Source organism: Litchfieldia alkalitelluris, from assembly GCF_002153425.1.
Classification (GTDB): Bacteria; Bacillota; Bacilli; order Bacillales; family Salisediminibacteriaceae; genus Evansella; species Evansella alkalicola.
Window position 1 is genome coordinate 238,972 of the sequence record NZ_KZ119600.1, and the last position, 16,525, is coordinate 255,496.

At 38.0% G+C, this 16,525-nt stretch carries 14 protein-coding genes; 9 read left to right on the forward strand and 5 right to left on the reverse strand.

Features of this window, described 5'->3' with window-relative positions:
• The first annotated feature begins 59 nt into the window (after positions 1 to 59).
• From BW724_RS01295 to BW724_RS01300, 3 genes are all read left to right on the forward strand, one after another.
• On the forward strand, positions 60 to 278 hold the full coding sequence (locus tag BW724_RS01295) for a hypothetical protein (protein ID WP_140354881.1): 219 nt from the start codon (positions 60 to 62) through the stop codon (positions 276 to 278).
• Complete coding sequence (locus tag BW724_RS24220) at positions 265 to 393, forward strand: hypothetical protein (RefSeq protein ID WP_268876130.1); 129 nt, start codon at positions 265 to 267, stop codon at positions 391 to 393. Before BW724_RS01295 ends, BW724_RS24220 begins: the two co-directional genes overlap by 14 nt.
• A 332-nt stretch (positions 394 to 725) precedes the next feature.
• Positions 726 to 2,138 (forward strand): MDR family MFS transporter, encoded by a 1,413-nt coding sequence (locus BW724_RS01300; RefSeq protein ID WP_088073307.1) that lies wholly within the window; start codon positions 726 to 728, stop codon positions 2,136 to 2,138.
• Between the two features lie 70 nt (positions 2,139 to 2,208).
• Here the strand turns inward: BW724_RS01300 and BW724_RS01305 are convergent, their stop codons facing one another.
• On the reverse strand, positions 2,209 to 2,418 hold the full coding sequence (locus BW724_RS01305; protein WP_088073308.1) for a YdiK family protein: 210 nt from the start codon (positions 2,416 to 2,418) through the stop codon (positions 2,209 to 2,211).
• Positions 2,419 to 3,150: a CPBP family intramembrane glutamic endopeptidase gene (locus BW724_RS01310; protein WP_088073309.1), complete on the reverse strand. Its 732-nt coding sequence runs from the start codon at positions 3,148 to 3,150 to the stop codon at positions 2,419 to 2,421.
• A 403-nt stretch (positions 3,151 to 3,553) separates the two neighbouring features.
• Here BW724_RS01310 and groES point away from each other — a divergent pair, with 403 nt between their 5' ends.
• The gene (gene groES / locus BW724_RS01315; RefSeq protein WP_088073310.1) at positions 3,554 to 3,838 is read left to right on the forward strand and encodes a co-chaperone GroES; all 285 of its coding nucleotides are present in this window, start codon (positions 3,554 to 3,556) and stop codon (positions 3,836 to 3,838) included.
• A 78-nt stretch (positions 3,839 to 3,916) separates the two neighbouring features.
• Positions 3,917 to 5,554 carry a chaperonin GroEL gene (groL, locus tag BW724_RS01320; protein WP_088073311.1) on the forward strand — a complete coding sequence of 546 codons (1,638 nt, stop codon included), beginning with the start codon at positions 3,917 to 3,919 and terminating at the stop codon, positions 5,552 to 5,554.
• Between the two features lie 83 nt (positions 5,555 to 5,637).
• On the opposite strand, the gene BW724_RS01325 is transcribed toward groL, so the two are convergent.
• Positions 5,638 to 6,852, reverse strand: coding sequence for a site-specific integrase (locus BW724_RS01325; protein ID WP_088073312.1), 1,215 nt, complete (start codon positions 6,850 to 6,852; stop codon positions 5,638 to 5,640).
• A gap of 364 nt (positions 6,853 to 7,216) precedes the next feature.
• Here BW724_RS01325 and rnjA point away from each other — a divergent pair, with 364 nt between their 5' ends.
• Positions 7,217 to 8,881, forward strand: a complete 1,665-nt coding sequence (rnjA, locus tag BW724_RS01330; RefSeq protein WP_088073313.1) for a ribonuclease J1 — start codon at positions 7,217 to 7,219, stop codon at positions 8,879 to 8,881.
• Positions 8,882 to 9,091: 210 nt separating this feature from the next.
• Here the strand turns inward: rnjA and BW724_RS01335 are convergent, their stop codons facing one another.
• Both BW724_RS01335 and BW724_RS01340 read right to left on the reverse strand, forming a co-directional pair.
• The gene (locus BW724_RS01335) at positions 9,092 to 9,505 is read right to left on the reverse strand and encodes a universal stress protein (protein ID WP_088073314.1); all 414 of its coding nucleotides are present in this window, start codon (positions 9,503 to 9,505) and stop codon (positions 9,092 to 9,094) included.
• Positions 9,506 to 9,522: 17 nt separating this feature from the next.
• The gene (locus BW724_RS01340) at positions 9,523 to 10,971 is read right to left on the reverse strand and encodes a SulP family inorganic anion transporter (protein ID WP_088073315.1); all 1,449 of its coding nucleotides are present in this window, start codon (positions 10,969 to 10,971) and stop codon (positions 9,523 to 9,525) included.
• A gap of 277 nt (positions 10,972 to 11,248) precedes the next feature.
• Here BW724_RS01340 and pfkA point away from each other — a divergent pair, with 277 nt between their 5' ends.
• The 3 genes from pfkA to BW724_RS01355 all read left to right on the forward strand — a co-directional run bounded on the left by pfkA (position 11,249) and on the right by BW724_RS01355 (position 16,484).
• Positions 11,249 to 12,211: a 6-phosphofructokinase gene (gene pfkA, locus BW724_RS01345; RefSeq protein WP_088073316.1), complete on the forward strand. Its 963-nt coding sequence runs from the start codon at positions 11,249 to 11,251 to the stop codon at positions 12,209 to 12,211.
• A gap of 159 nt (positions 12,212 to 12,370) precedes the next feature.
• Positions 12,371 to 14,641 carry an RNA polymerase recycling motor HelD gene (gene helD / locus BW724_RS01350; protein ID WP_088073317.1) on the forward strand — a complete coding sequence of 757 codons (2,271 nt, stop codon included), beginning with the start codon at positions 12,371 to 12,373 and terminating at the stop codon, positions 14,639 to 14,641.
• Positions 14,642 to 15,023: 382 nt separating this feature from the next.
• Positions 15,024 to 16,484, forward strand: coding sequence for a SulP family inorganic anion transporter (locus BW724_RS01355; RefSeq protein ID WP_088073318.1), 1,461 nt, complete (start codon positions 15,024 to 15,026; stop codon positions 16,482 to 16,484).
• Positions 16,485 to 16,525 lie beyond the last annotated feature (41 nt).

The following is a 16,525-nucleotide window of genomic DNA, read 5'->3' on the forward strand; positions in this document are numbered from 1 at the left end:
TATGGGAAATGTTTGAACTTAGTCCGCAATTTGAGAAAATGGGGCCTAGATTATGAGGAGTGGTTGAACTTAGTCCGCAATTTAAGAAAATGCGGCCTAGAATAAGGAAAATGGCAGAACTTAGTCCGCAATCTGGGAAAATGTGGACTAGGATAAGGGAAATGGTTGAACTTAGTCCGCAATTTGAGAAAATGCGGCCTAGAATATGGAAAATGGTTGAGCCTAGTCCGCAATTTGAGAAAATGCGGACTAGGAATAAGGAAAATGGCAGAACTTAGTCCGCAATCTGAGAAAATGCGGCCTAGAATATGGAAAATGGTTGAGCTTAGTCCGCAATTTAAGAAAATGCGGACAGAAATATATGTATTTGCAGGATCTATTCCACATTGTTAGGAAATGTATTCAAGATCCTAGCTATTGGTTTCAATTCTTAAAAATCTTAATTTCCCACACATCGACAACTATCTCATGGTATAGTTATATTAATGTTTCGACTATCGAAGTGAATTTCAACAGACAGGATTACCGCCGTAGTAGGTTTACACACAACAGTGGAAGTACTATCATAAGTAGGATTAACCATAACAATGGAAATAACATCATAACTAGGGTTAACCTATACAACAACAGCGATAATTCGAACATAAGTGAAAGCGACAAAACAAAACAAACTTCAAACTTAAAATAACACTACCAAAATATTTAATTGTGCAGGTGACTACATAGTGAGTAAAATACCGCAAAAATGGCTTGTCATTATTACAGTGCTTTTAGGAACGTTTACAGTAATTCTTAATAACAGTATGTTAAACCCAGCTGTACCTCATCTAATGAATGTGTTTGGGACAGATGCAGTCGCAACGGGGTGGATCATCACCATCTTTATGGTAACGATGGGGATTACAATGCCGATTACAGGATACCTTGGTGATAGAATTGGGAAAAAACAGCTCTATATGCTAGGACTCTTGTTATTTGTTATTGGCTCACTGTTAGGCTCTATTTCATGGAGCTTACCATCATTAATTGTATTTCGCGGACTTCAAGGAATCGGCGGAGGCATGATGATGCCAATTGCTATGGCATTAATATTTGAAGTTTTCCCAAGAAAAGAGCGGGGCTTGGCTACAGGGGTTTATGGGATCGCCGCAATGATGGCGCCAACGATTGGGCCTACATTAGGTGGAGTCATTATTGAAATGGGGAGCTGGCAATGGCTATTTCTTTGTAATATCCCAACAGGAATACTAGGGCTAGTCTTTTCAGCAATCTATCTAAAACGAACAGTGAAAGTTACTAATATATCATTTGATCTATCTGGATTTGTTACTGTGACGCTTGGAGTAGGAGCAATTTTATTTGCCTTGGCCAGAGTATCGGAGTTCACCCACTTAAGGGATCCATTGAATATTCTATTATTTATTCTAGGTGCATTTGCTATGTGGCTGTTTATTAGGATCGAAAACAACAAGGAACAGCCTTTACTAGATTTGTCGATTTTTAAAGTGCCAGCATATACGTATTCCGTATTAGTAGGAAGTGTTAGTTCGATCAGCTTGTTTGGTGGAATCTTTCTTTTACCATTACTAATACAAAATGTATACGGATATGGAGCGATCATGACAGGACTAACCTTTTTGCCATCCGCACTACTGACGGGGATTTTTATGACAGTAGGGGGACGTGCTTTAGATAAAAAGGGACCATCCTTAGTTGTTACTTTAGGTTTGTCTCTTATTGCATTAGCAACAGTATTTCTCGGATTTTTGTCAATGGAATCAGGCCTATGGATCATTTTCTTGTTAAATGCCATAAGAGGGATAGGTATGGGGCTGAGTACGATGCCATCAACTACGGCTGGAATGAATGCGATACCTGAGCAGTTTGTATCTAGGGGCTCTGCCATGAACAATGTTTTAAGGCAGATGAGTTCTTCCTTAGGAATTGTGTTCTTTTCAATCTACTTTGAAGTGAGACGCTCACAGATTGAGGCCGTTAATGGATTAACGATTCAAGAGGCGAGCCTACAGGCGATCAATGAAGGTTTTATTGTAATGGCAGTTCTTACCATTATCACTATTCCACTTGGACTTTTATTAGGGAAAGAATATAAAAAACAACAGCAGAAGGAAAACTAGGGAAAACGAGGGGACGGTTCTTGCGTTTACAATTGTCCGACAATTGTAAACGCAAGAACCGTCCCTATGTTTATTTCTTTTTGTCTTCCGAGTTTTTTAACTTACTAGCAAGGGAGAAGTAGCGGAAAGCAATCATGAAATCAATTGCAGCTACTGCCATAAATAGAATGGTGAAGAAATCCCATTCACCTGTTCTGTTTGTCTGATGAATCGCAAAAAACACTAATGAGACACCGAAAAAGAAGTATAAATATCCTGTAACCCGCGGAGATCTAGGCATTTAAAAATAACCTCCAATAATTGAGTATAGAAAAGACTGCATATCTTCCATTTGATCCATGATTCGTTGCAGGTCTTCTCCAAAAATAACTTGCACAATCATGACAAAGGAATTGATACCTGCATGGGCCATGATTGGGACAATAATTCGTTTTGTTTTCACATAAAGGAATGCGAAGACGACGCCAACAACTAAATATCTTAATAGGTGCTCGAAGTCCATGTGAACAACTGCAAATACGAAACCACTAGCAAGTGCTGCAATCCAAAAACCGAAGCGCTTATAAAGGCTGCCGAAGATGACCATCCTGAATACAATTTCCTCCATAATAGGTACAAATACGGCTACAACGATCATGAGGAGTGGAACAGCTGTTGCTAATTCGACGATAAATTGCGTGTTTTCTGACTCAGGTTCAATTCCGAATACACCCATCTCAATTAATCCTACAATGATTTGGGCGAAATAGGCCATGAAGAAGCCTAAGATGATCCAAAGTACTGTTTGTGAGGTATCAGCTCGATCTCTGATAAACTCATGATCAGGTTTAGCAGTGACTGATAAAAATAAGATGACAAAGAATCCGATGGAAAAGCAGATTAGAAGGGTGGTTCCTGCCAGTTCAGCCTCTGTTCCACTATAGCCTAGTTCAACTAATAATGGGATAACAACTGCAGGACTTAACTGCATTAATATAAAGCTAATTAAAATAAGCCAGTATCTTCTATTCAATGTTAAATCTCCTTTTTATAAATTGATCCGCTATGGCTATTTGTATAATGAACTTGTTTCATTTATACTTTAATTTGTTTCATCACACAATTTTTGATACTTTCTATTGATATGTGTTGGTTAATTCGTACTTATTTTACCATATGTCAAACATTGTCTCGAATAAGAAGGCTTTTCGTATCAAGATGAATATTTTACCAAAGATATGCCGAATCTATATGTGGAAATTTTAAAATTTTTTTACATAAAACATAATCAAAATACTTGCAAAAAAAAATTCATTTGATTATTATTATAATTGTGTTAGCACTCATAAAGGTCGAGTGCTAATAATAAAATTATAAATCGCGCAGATCAACATTTGTTGGGGCTGCCGCAATAAATTTAAAGGAGGGTGTTTTCCTTGTTAAAACCATTAGGAGATCGTTTAGTAATTGAGTTGGTAGAACAAGAAGAAAAAACAGCTAGCGGGATCGTTCTTCCTGATTCAGCAAAAGAAAAGCCACAAGAAGGTAAGGTTGTTGCAGTAGGTACTGGACGCGTTACTGAAAATGGTGAGCGTGTAGCACTAGAAGTGAGTGCAGGAGACGCTATTATTTTCTCTAAGTATGCAGGTACAGAAGTGAAGTACGAAGGCAAGGAATATTTAATCCTTCGTGAGTCTGACGTATTAGCTGTGATTGGCTAATCACCTTATTTTTTAGAAAAGCAGAACTAAAATCGATTCTGATCGATTACATATGACTATAGGAGGTTGATGATTACAATGGCTAAGGATATTAAATTCAGCGAAGACGCTCGTCGTGCGATGAAACGCGGTGTTGACGCTTTAGCAGATGCTGTAAAAGTAACATTAGGACCTAAAGGACGTAACGTCGTTCTTGAGAAAAAATTCGGTTCACCACTAATCACGAATGATGGTGTGACAATCGCGAAGGAAATTGAATTAGAAGATAACTTCGAAAACATGGGTGCAAAGCTTGTATCTGAAGTTGCAAGCAAAACAAATGACATCGCTGGTGACGGTACAACTACTGCAACAGTTCTTGCGCAAGCAATGATTGCTGAAGGGTTGAAAAACGTAACTTCTGGTGCTAACCCAATGGGAATCCGCAAAGGGATCGAAAAGGCAACTCAAGTTGCTGTAGAAGAACTAAAATCAATTTCTAAGCCAATCGAAAGCAAAGAATCTATTGCACAAGTAGCTGCAATCTCTGCTGCTGACGATGAAGTTGGTCAATTAATCGCTGAAGCTATGGAGCGCGTAGGTAACGATGGTGTTATTACTGTTGAAGAATCTAAAGGATTCTCTACTGAGCTTGAAGTAGTGGAAGGTATGCAATTTGACCGTGGATATGCTTCTCCATACATGGTAACTGATTCTGATAAAATGGAAGCTGTTTTAGAAGATCCATATATCTTAATCACTGACAAGAAAATTGCTAACATTCAAGAGGTATTACCTGTACTTGAGCAAGTTGTTCAACAAGGTAGACCAATCCTTATCATTGCTGAAGACGTTGAAGGTGAAGCACTTGCTACATTAGTAGTGAACAAGCTTCGTGGTACATTCAATGCAGTAGCTGTTAAAGCTCCTGGATTCGGTGACCGTCGTAAAGCAATGCTTGAAGACATCGCAACACTAACTGGTGGTGAAGTAATCACTGAAGATTTAGGTTTAGACCTTAAATCTGCTAACATCACGCAATTAGGTCGCGCATCTAAAGTTGTTGTAACAAAAGACAACACTACAGTAGTAGACGGTGGCGGGGACAATGCTGAAATCGCTAACCGTGTGAACCAAATCAAAGCACAATTAGAAGAGACTACTTCTGATTTTGATAAAGAAAAATTACAAGAGCGTCTTGCTAAGCTTGCAGGTGGAGTTGCAGTTGTTAAAGTTGGAGCTGCTACAGAAACTGAGCTTAAAGAGCGTAAACTTCGTATCGAAGACGCACTTAACTCTACTCGTGCAGCAGTAGAAGAAGGTATCGTATCTGGTGGTGGTACTGCACTAGTTAACGTACTTAACGCTGTTAAAGCTATTGCCCTTGATGGTGACGAAGCTACTGGTGCAAACATTGTTATCCGTGCACTTGAAGAGCCTGTACGTCAAATCGCTCACAACGCTGGTCTTGAAGGATCTATCATCGTTGAGCGCTTAAAGAACGAAGCAGTTGGAGTTGGTTTCAACGCAGCAACTGGCGAATACGTAAACATGGTTGAAGCTGGTATCGTTGACCCAACAAAAGTAACTCGTTCTGCACTTCAAAACGCAGCGTCTGTAGCGGCTATGTTCCTAACTACTGAAGCTGTAATCGCTGATAAGCCAGAAGAAGATGGCGGCGCTGGCGGCGGAATGCCTGACATGGGCGGCATGGGTGGAATGGGCGGCATGATGTAAACTGCCCCTCAAACCCTTGATACGACTGGGTTTTGGAGTAAGGTGAGAGTGAAATGCTAACATTTTGCTAACATGAGGTAAAATTAATGGAGGCTTCTCATGAGTTCAGCGAACTTTTGAGAGGCTTCTTTTTTCATTTCTTGCGTCACATGAAGGTAGACATTTTTCGTAATTTGGTCATCCGTATGGCCTAATCGGTCCATGATTTGCTCGAGTGACACACCGGCCTCAGCAAGAAGGGACGTGTGCGTATGCCTTAAGCTGTGTGGCGTTAGTTCTTGGTTTAAATCTGCCAAAGCAAGTAACCGAGCCATTCGGTTTTGCACTGTCTTAATGACAATGGGATAACCATGTTGACGCTCCATTTTGGCAAAGATAAAGTCGTGGTTGTAGTAATCGTTACCGATTTGTTCCATGACTTTCTTTTGTACTTCTTTGTGTTTCTTTAGCGCGTTAATGACCACTTCATCGACCACAATCTTTCGTCGTGACTTTTTCGTTTTTGGTGTTACTAACTGATAATTCCTCGTATTATTATTTGGATTATAATACGTTTTCGTAATGCTAATGGTGTGGTTCAGGAAGTCAATGTCTTTCCACTTGAGTGCGACCAATTCTCCAACACGAATTCCTGTATAGGCAAGAACAAGGAACACCAAGTAATCAAGTTCTAACCCAGCATTTTTAGCGGTTTCTAAGAATAAGGCAAGCTCTTCCTTTTCCAAGTACTTAGGAACTTCCTCTTCCTCCAGCTGTTCAATGGTCTTCTTCTCCCTTTTTACATAAGCAAACTCTGTCGGATCCTTCTTAATTACCTCCAGCTCCAACGCCTTTCGGAAAATCATTCTTCCTGTTTGATGAATTCCTTCCCTGGTCCTATCGGAATACCCTTGAGCCACTAAATCGTTCAGAGCATCTTGGTACATTTTTCTTGTGATGTCTTTTAATTTTAGTTGCGCAAAGTAGGGCAACAATTTCCCAATTTCATGGAGACGGACGCGAATGGTTCCTGGCTTGACCTCTTTCGATTCACTGTAAATTTGGAGCCACTCTCTTGCAAAGTCGCTGAAGGTTTGAACCGTTTCTTCCACATAGGTTCCTTCATTTAACTCATAAATAAACGTGGCCGCAGCGGTTTTGGCTTCTTCGTGGGTTCGAAAACCGCTTCTTGTCTTTTGTTTTCTTTTGCCAGTAAGGGGGTCTATTCCGACGTCTACGACAAAAGCCCACTTCGCACCACAAGTACATTTTCGCTTCTTCTTGCAGGTGCAACCTCTTCTGTAGATGTGTCCTTTCATTTCATTGCATAACCTCGCTTTCCTAAAATGATATGTTACAAAATACCATTATTCCCATTAAAGAAGAAATAATTCGGAAGGGACTGACATAGGAATACGATGATCTATGATATTGTTTATCTTTACATTCAAAAAATCGGTTTAAACAAAAAATGGTTTATTTAAGATGATAAATGGCAACTCTTAATTATAAAAACATGAACTTTTTTCTTAGTGCTGAACATTATGATATAGTGTAATTGGAAGAATAAGAAAAAATTAATAATAGAAAATTATTTTATTGAGCACTTATTTTTTCTAATAAGTTCAGAACAAGAAGAGTATTGGACTTAAACAAAATAAATATTATTGGAGAATAGTAAAAATGAAAGCAAAAAACCATCAAGTGTCCGTATTTGCCCTCGGAGGTATGGGGGAGATCGGAAAAAATATGTATGCTATACAATTTCAAGATGAGATTATTATTATTGATGCGGGACTAAAATTTCCTGAGGATGAATTATTAGGAATTGATTTAGTTATTCCAGATTATACGTATTTAGAGAAGAATAAAGATAAAATTAAAGGGCTGTTTATCACGCATGGCCACTTAGATCATATAGGTGGTATTCCATATTTACTTCGGCAAATAAATATTCCTATTTATGGTGGGAAATTAGCCTTAGGACTTATTCGTAATCATCTAGACGAACATGGGTTACTCAGGGAAGCAAAATTAATCGAAATTCACGAAGATGAGGTAGTGAAGTTCACCAAAACATCCGTTTCCTTTTTTAGGACGACCCACAGTATCCCTGATTCCTACGGTGTCGTTGTAAAAACACCACCTGGCAACATTGTACACACAGGGGATTTTAAATTTGATTTTACCCCTGTCGGTGAACCAGCAAATTTGACTAAAATGGCCAAATTAGGAGAAGAAGGAGTCCTATGTCTTCTATCAGATAGTACAAACAGTGAAGTTCCAGGCTTTACCATGTCTGAGCGGAAGGTAGGGGAAAGTATTGATAATATCTTCCGAAACGTAGAGGGGAGAATTATTTTTGCGACTTTTGCATCAAACATTTACCGTCTTCAACAAGCAATAGAAGCAGCAGTTAAATACGGTAGAAAAGTCGCTGTCTTTGGCCGAAGCATGGAAAGAGCGGTGGATTTGGCTTTAGGTTTAGGTTATATCAAGGTGCCCAAGAACACATTTATCGATGCCACACAATTAGGTAAGTTGTCCAGTGAGCAAGTTGTAATCTTATGTACAGGGAGTCAAGGGGAGCCGATGGCAGCCCTTTCTCGTATTGCTCACGGAAGGCATAATAAAATTGAAATTATCCCTGGAGACACAGTAGTATTTTCAGCTTCCCCAATCCCTGGTAATACATTAAGTGTAAATAAGATTATCAATCAGCTTTATCGTGTAGGGGCGGATGTTATTCATGGTCCATTAAATGACATTCATACATCAGGTCATGGCGGGCAAGAGGAGCAAAAACTAATGCTTCGCCTATTACAACCTAAGTATTTTCTTCCTATTCACGGAGAATACCGGATGCTGAAGCAACATGTTCAATTAGCTAAAAGCTGTGGTGTTGATGAAGAGAACTGTTTTATTTTGGATAATGGTGAAGTTTTAGCTTTAGATCAAAATGAAGCGTCCTTAGCTGGTAAAATCCCATCGTCATCCGTCTATGTTGATGGAAGTGGGATCGGGGATATTGGGAATATTGTAATAAGAGACCGGCGAATTCTATCGGAAGAAGGGCTTGTCGTGGTTGTTGTTACATTAAACATGAAAGAGTTCCAGGTGACTGCAGGACCGGATATTATTTCTCGTGGTTTTGTATATATGCGGGAGTCAGGAAACTTAATTAATGAAGCACAAGAAAAAATTTCAGCACATCTCCATCAGTTAATGGAAAATAAAACAACACAATGGTCGGAAATCAAGAATGAAATTACGGATGTCCTTGGCCCATTTTTATATGAAAAAACAAAACGTAAACCAATGATTCTTCCAATCATTATGGAAATATAAAATAAATATAAAATAAATATAAAATAAATAAATCAAACCCGTCTAACAACAGACGGGTTTTAAAATAGCACTGAATCAAATACAATTATCAAAAAAGAATTCTCTCCTTGGAAAAGAAGAGAATTCAAGTGTGAGAGGCGATAGATATATCCTTATTTGTACTTTATTCATTACAGTATTTTTGGTTCGTTTATAATGTGTCTAGTGTCATTACTTAATTATCATCACCGCACAGCAAGCTCTTTTTGCTACCTTATGACTTACACTACCAAGAACTAATTCTTGAAGGCGATTACGTCCACGGCTTCCAACAACAACGAGATCAAAGTCATTTTCATTAGCGTGTTTAACGATTGCTGGACCTGGTTCTCCGTGCAAATACTTAACTTCGTATTTAATTCTTGCGGCCTCTAATTTTTCTACACTCGGACTAACTTTTTCTTTCCTTTTATCTTGGGCACCAAGGGTGTTCCAATTCTGTAATACATCGCCCTTGGAATCGCCTGCAACATAAACAACATGAATAGTCGTTTCTGGGTTACATTTTGCTACTTCTATTGCTTTTTCTGTTGCGCGAATGGCATATTCAGATCCGTCCGATGCCAATAAAATTTTATTGAACAAATCTTATCCCTCCTTTTTTAATGACTACTTAATTTATGTCTTAACTTATCTACTAAAAGGGTACTGGCTTCGTTAAGTCCTGTGACTTCAACATCAGTTCCGTTATCTTCAAATTTTGTGATGATTTTTTCCATGGCTGCAACAGCAGAGTCATCCCAAATATGGGCATGGGTAAAGTCAAGCACGACTTCGTTCAATTCTTCCTTAAAATCAAATTCTGCAATTGGCTCCGTAACGGACGCAAAGAATAATTGTCCTTTAATGAAGTACGTTCTTTTTTTCTTATTTGTATCCAACTCACTTTTTATGGATATTTTCGATATTTTAGAGACAAAAAAGATGGCACTTAAAAGAATCCCTGCGAATACTCCTTTAGATAAATCATGAGTAAGTACAACCGTAACGACTGTAACTACCATTACAATAGAATCAGTAGCTGGAACGATTAATAACGTTCGTAAGGAGTTCCAATCAAATGTGCTAATAGATACCATTACCATTACACCAGCTAACGCTGCCATTGGAATTTGTACAACAATGTTTCCTAACAGCAGAATCAATAAGATTAATACAATACCTGATACGAGGGAGGATAACCGACCTCTACCACCAGACTTCACATTAATTACCGATTGCCCTATCATTGCACAGCCAGCCATCCCACCAAAAAAACCTGTCACGATATTGGCAATTCCTTGTCCACGACTTTCTCTGTTCTTATTACTACCTGTATCTGTCATATCGTCTACAATGGTCGCTGTAAGTAAAGATTCCAATATACCGACTACCGTTAAGGCAAGTGCGAAGGGGAAGATGATTGCCAAAGTTTCATAAGATAATGGAACATTTGGTATTAAGAATATAGGTAATGTCTCTGGGAGTGCCCCCATATTACCCACTGTAAAAACGTTTAATCCGGTGAACATAGTGTAACCAGTGATAATAACAATGGCTACAAGAGTAGAAGGTATAACTTTAGAAATATAAGGAAATAGGTAAATAATCGCCAAGGTTGCACCTGCCAAACCCAAAACGAGCCAACCTTGTCCAAATAAATGGGGAATTTGTGCCTCGAAAATAAGGATAGCCAATGCATTGACGAAGCCGACCATTACAGAACGGGGGATAAATTTCATATACCGTGCAAGTTTCAAAACACCGAAAAGAATCTGTAATATCCCTGTTAGGATTGTTGCTGCGAGTAAATATTCCAGACCATATTGGGCTATCAGGGGAATCATTAGGAGAGCCATTGCACCAGTAGCCCCTGATATCATTCCTGCTCGACCACCAACAAAAGCGATTACTACTGCTATTATAAAAGAAGCATACAAGCCTACCATAGGGTCAACTCCTGCAATAATAGAGAAAGCAATTGCTTCTGGAATCAAAGCGAGGGCGACAACGATCCCAGCAAGAATATCGCCTCTTACATTTCCAAACCATTGTTCTTTTATTGTATTCACAAGAAACCTCCTTTTCGTGTAATATCTTTTCTTAATTTGTGAAAAAGAACGTAGGTTTATATTTGGTAAATAGTAGAATATATTTTTGTTGCTAAAACAGGAGACTCGCTAAGAGGTATTCGAGATAAGGCATAAAGACATAAAGGATAAATATTTTATATTGCTATTATTTGAATTGAAAAATAAAGAGTAGTAAAATATCAAAACAAATGAAGTTAACTATTTCACATAATAATATAAACAACTAAGAAGAAGTTCTAATATAAGGAGGCTGTAAATGAAAAAAATTGCAGTATTAACTAGTGGCGGAGATTCTCCAGGAATGAATGCAGCTATTCGTGCTGTTACGAAAAAATCGATGTACCATGGAATCGAAGTTTATGGTGTGTATCGTGGATATGAAGGTTTGATGGATGGTGATATAAAAAAATTAGAGTTAAAAGATGTAGGTAGTATCATACATCGGGGTGGAACTTTTCTCCGTTCCGCAAGAAGTGAGAAGTTTAAAACGGAAGAAGGACAAGCACAGGCAATTGAAAACATGACTAAACACGGTATTGATCGTCTCGTGGTAATTGGGGGTGATGGTTCTTATAGAGGAGCTCAAGCACTACATAAAAAAGGGATTAAAACGATTGGAATTTCAGGAACAATCGACAACGATATAAATGGAACGGACTACACACTAGGGTTTAGTACTGCAATGAATACGGTTATGGAAGCAGTTGATCGCATTCGGGACACTGCCACATCCCATGAACGAACATTCATTATTGAAGTAATGGGTCGTCATGCAGGGGATATCGCTGCTTGGTCTGGTTTGGCTACTGGAGCAGAAAGTATATTTATTCCTGAAAAAACAATACCAAAATCAGAAATGATGTATCGTTTAAAAACGGGATTTGAAAGGGGAAAAACTCACAGTATCATTATTGTTGCTGAAGGAGTTGGATCTGCAGAAGAATTCGCAACTTACATTAAAGAAAACTCCGATTATGACCCGAGAGTAACTGTCTTAGGGCATATTCAAAGGGGAGGAAGACCTGTTGCATTTGATCGAATTCTTGGATCGAGACTTGGTGGAAAAGCAGTAGACTTACTTATGGATGAAGTTTCAGGCATGGCATTAGGCCTTGAGAAAAATGAAATTTCTGTTCATGATTTTGACTATGTTTTTCAAAAGAAAAAAGCAGATGAATTAGAAGAAATAAGTGTTTTATCCAGTGAGTTATCTATTTAGTTTTAGATACAAACATAATCTTTAGACAAGTAGACCCTTTGTAGTTCAGCAGTCTTTTTTGATAGTATATAGTTAAATATGTTTTTCCGGACCTAATGGCATGCGGGACTAGCCCATGCCTTTAATTATATACTAGCCATATGGTGAGGAGGATGTTTGTTGGATGCACGAGAACACCAAGATTTCAAGAAGGAAAAAGAAAGGCTTGAGTTTACAAAGAATTATATAGAAATTGTTTTAGAAGCTGCAGAAAAAAGTAAATCCGACTATCAGGGGAACATAAAACAAGCCTTAGTGGATTTGGATTATTTAGATAGTTCTTTGAGTTATGTGAACGTTTTAGCCAACGCTAATATGCTACAAACGACCGAAAAGGATTTACGAAATTTACGTTCCATTCAAAATAGGCCTTACTTTGCAAGAATTGATTTTACTCCAAAAGATCAAAGTCAAGAAGAGAAGCTGTATATCGGCAAGACCTCCCTTTATAAAAAGGACACTCGTGAACCGGTAATTGTGGACTGGCGTTCGCCAATTGCTAATGTTTATTACGAGGGACAGCTTGGAGATGTAAGTTATGAAGCGAACGGAGAAACCCTTGAAGGGGAACTATCCTTAAAGCGCCAGTACGTCATTGAAGATAATCAATTAGAGGAAATAAGAGATATCGATCTTACAGCAAGGGATCAAATTCTTCAAGAGTCCTTAACAACAAGTGCCAGTAATCGATTAAAAGAAATTGTTTCTACCATTCAAGCAGAACAGAACCGGATTATTAGAGCTGATATGGATAAACCTTTAATTGTTCAAGGGGTAGCAGGAAGTGGGAAAACAACGATTGCCCTTCATCGGATGGCATATTTTATCTATACGTATGCCGAAAACTTTGACCCACAGCAACTCATGATTTTAGCCCCCAACCGTTTATTTCTTGATTATATTTCAGATGTGCTCCCAGAGCTTGGGGTAGACCAAGTAACACAAACGACATTTACCGATTATGTCCAAGGTGCTCTAGGTCAATCTCTCAATTTTATATCAAAAGATCAGAAGCTTATTCAGCTAATTGAGAATGAAGAATCGAGGGAACTACAATGGGTTTCTCATTTTAAGGGTTCACTAGATTTTTATCATTTACTAACTGAATACATGGAATATTTAATTCAAGATTGGATTCCATCCGAAGATATGAAGTTGGAGCGTTATACTGTTTTTTCAGCGAAAAAAATGAAACAACTATTCTTTGAAGAGTATACGTATTTACCTCCATTTAAGCGTTTAGAAAAATTAAAAGAGATGGTAAAAAAGCAGGTGAAATCGAAGACAACGGAGATTATTGAAAAAGTAGAAGAAGTATATGATAGACAAATTGATAAGGCTAGATACGGAATTCGGGATGAAGAAAAACGCAGCCAGAAAACAGTAGCATTATGGGATCGAAAAGAAGCACATGTGAAAAAATTGGAAAAGGAAGCGAAAAAGCTTGTCCCTACCTTTGTACGAAAGATGCCAAAAGGGGATGCATTCCTGTATTATCAGCGTCTTATTACACAACCAAAGGTAGTTCAACAAGTGGCTAAAAACTATTTAAATAAAGAAGAGCAAAAAGTGTTCTTGGAATGGAATAAGCAAAACAAGCAAGAAGGAAAATTAGACTTAGAAGATGCAGCACCAATACTTTACATTCAACAAGCAATATATGGAATAGAGAAAAAATGGATGTTTAAGAATGTGTTTATTGATGAAGCCCAGGATTATTCACTTTTTGAATTTGAAGTCTTAAAAAAAGCGTGCGGAACTTCCCTGTTTACTATCTTAGGTGATTTGTCCCAAGGAATTCATAGTTACAGAGGAATCAATAATTGGGAAGATGTAACGGAGTATATTTTTCCAAAAGCAACCTATTTAACGTTGAAGCAGAGCTATCGATCCACTGTAGAAATTATGGAAGTAGCAAACAAATTGATGCAACTCCAACCATATAAAGGGATGATATTAGCAGAACCGGTTGTTAGGCACGATAAAGCCCCTGAAGCAATGGCTTATTCTGATTCTAAGGGTGCTATTACAAAGATAATCCAGCAAATTCATGAAATGAAAGGCGAGAATTATCAATCCTTTGCTATTATTGGTAAAACAACAGAAGATTGTGAAAGGATTTACCGCTCCATAGAGGAGTTGGATCCGAAGTTAGAAGCAGCTCTGTTAAAAGAGGACGAAGAAAACTATCATCACGATGTGGTAATCGTTCCCTCTTATCTATCTAAAGGACTAGAATTTGATGTGGTCTTCATTATGACAATGGACAAAGCCTTTGAAGAAACGGAGTTAGATATAAAGCTACTTTATGTAGCTATGACCCGGGGACTCCATCGATTAAATGTTTATTATGATCAAATGTATCCAGGGATAATGAAAAAAATATTTTAGATTTTGAGAACGCGAATGCTATAAAGTGGCATTCGTGATTTTTTGTTTTAAATTGGGGCAAATAATTTGGTTAACTTGAAGCTGTTTCCAGCTCAACGGAAATTAAATGATTGTGAAACATATCAACTATCATAGATCCACTAATAATAATTATAATTTTCAAATAAAAACAACTTTTTAAATGTGTCTATTTTATGAACTTGGACAGCATGTTAGAGAAAAAGAGAGAATTTACGTGTATTTAGCTTATGATTGTCGCTTACATGCCGTTTTCGTTTTTTTTCGTATAATGGTAAACTCATTCATGTTCATGCCGACCGAACTTTCTGCGGGAGAGTTCAAACAATACAAACAAAATTTTAAAAATGGAAGAGGTGCATCAATGAGTTTAACAGAAAAATTAAAAATAGAATGGCTGGGGAACATTCGCGGAGATGTCTTAGCAGGAATTGTGGTGGCATTAGCCTTAATCCCAGAAGCGATAGCCTTCTCTATCATTGCAGGATTAGACCCTATGGTAGGACTGTACGCATCCTTTTGTATCTGTCTTGTAATTGCTTTTATTGGAGGACGTCCTGGAATGATTTCAGGAGCAACAGGTGCTATGGCCCTTCTAATGATTACATTAGTTGCTGAGCATGGTCTGGAGTACTTATTGGCAGCAACGATATTAACCGGTATTCTGCAATTTTTATTTGGGGTATTTAAGCTTACGGGCTTTATGAAGTTCATTCCTAGATCTGTAATGGTAGGATTTGTTAATGCTTTGGCAATTCTTATTTTCACTTCTCAATTACAACACTTTGTGAATGAGACGTGGGTTATGTTTGCCTTAGTAGCGTTAACGCTTGCAATTATTTATATTTTACCTCGTTTTACAAAGGCAGTACCTTCTACACTAGTAGCTATCATTGTAGTAACGGCGATCGCTATTTTTATGAATGCAGGAGTTCGTACAGTTGGAGATATGGGTACATTAACACAATCATTGCCAATCTTTGCTTTACCTAATATCCCGTTAACCTTCGAAACACTTGCGATTATCTTTCCTTACGCGTTAGCATTAACGATTGTTGGTTTATTAGAATCCCTTTTAACAGCATCGATCGTTGACGATATGACAGATACGGAAAGTGACAAAAACAAAGAAAGTCGTGGGCAAGGGATTGCTAACGTGGTAACAGGTTGTTTTGGTGGTATGGCAGGTTGTGCCATGATTGGTCAATCTGTTATTAACGTCAAATCTGGCGGACGAGGACGTTTATCTTCTCTAGTAGCTGGTGTCGTTCTTATATTATTGATTATTGTCCTTGGTGGTGTCGTTGTACAAATACCAATGGCTGCACTTGCTGGTGTCATGATTATGGTTGCCATTGGAACGTTTGATTGGAGCTCTCTACGTAATATTCACAAGGTACCAAAAACAGATGCTGCCGTGATGGTTGTTACAGTTGGTACAGTTGTATATACCCATGATTTATCAAAAGGGGTATTAGCTGGTGTCGTTTTAAGTGCCATATTCTTTGCCGTTAAAATATCAAAAGTAAAAGTAGAAGCTTCATTAGAATCAGATTCGATAAAAGTGTACAATGTTCGCGGACAATTGTTCTTTGCTTCTGTAACGGATTTAGTAGATTCATTTAACTTCAATGACGAAGTAAAAAAGGTTATAATAGATGTATCTGGGGCACATCTGTGGGATGACTCTGCCGTTGGAGCGATGGACAAAATAGAAGCTAAGTATGAACAAAAGGGAATAGAAGTTGTCATACGAGGATTAGACAAAGAAAGTTCGCGCTTAATGGATAAAATCGGCGGCCTAAGTAAAGCTTCAGGACATTAATGGGTTAGTAGTATTGCTAGAAACTAGTCAATACTATGTTA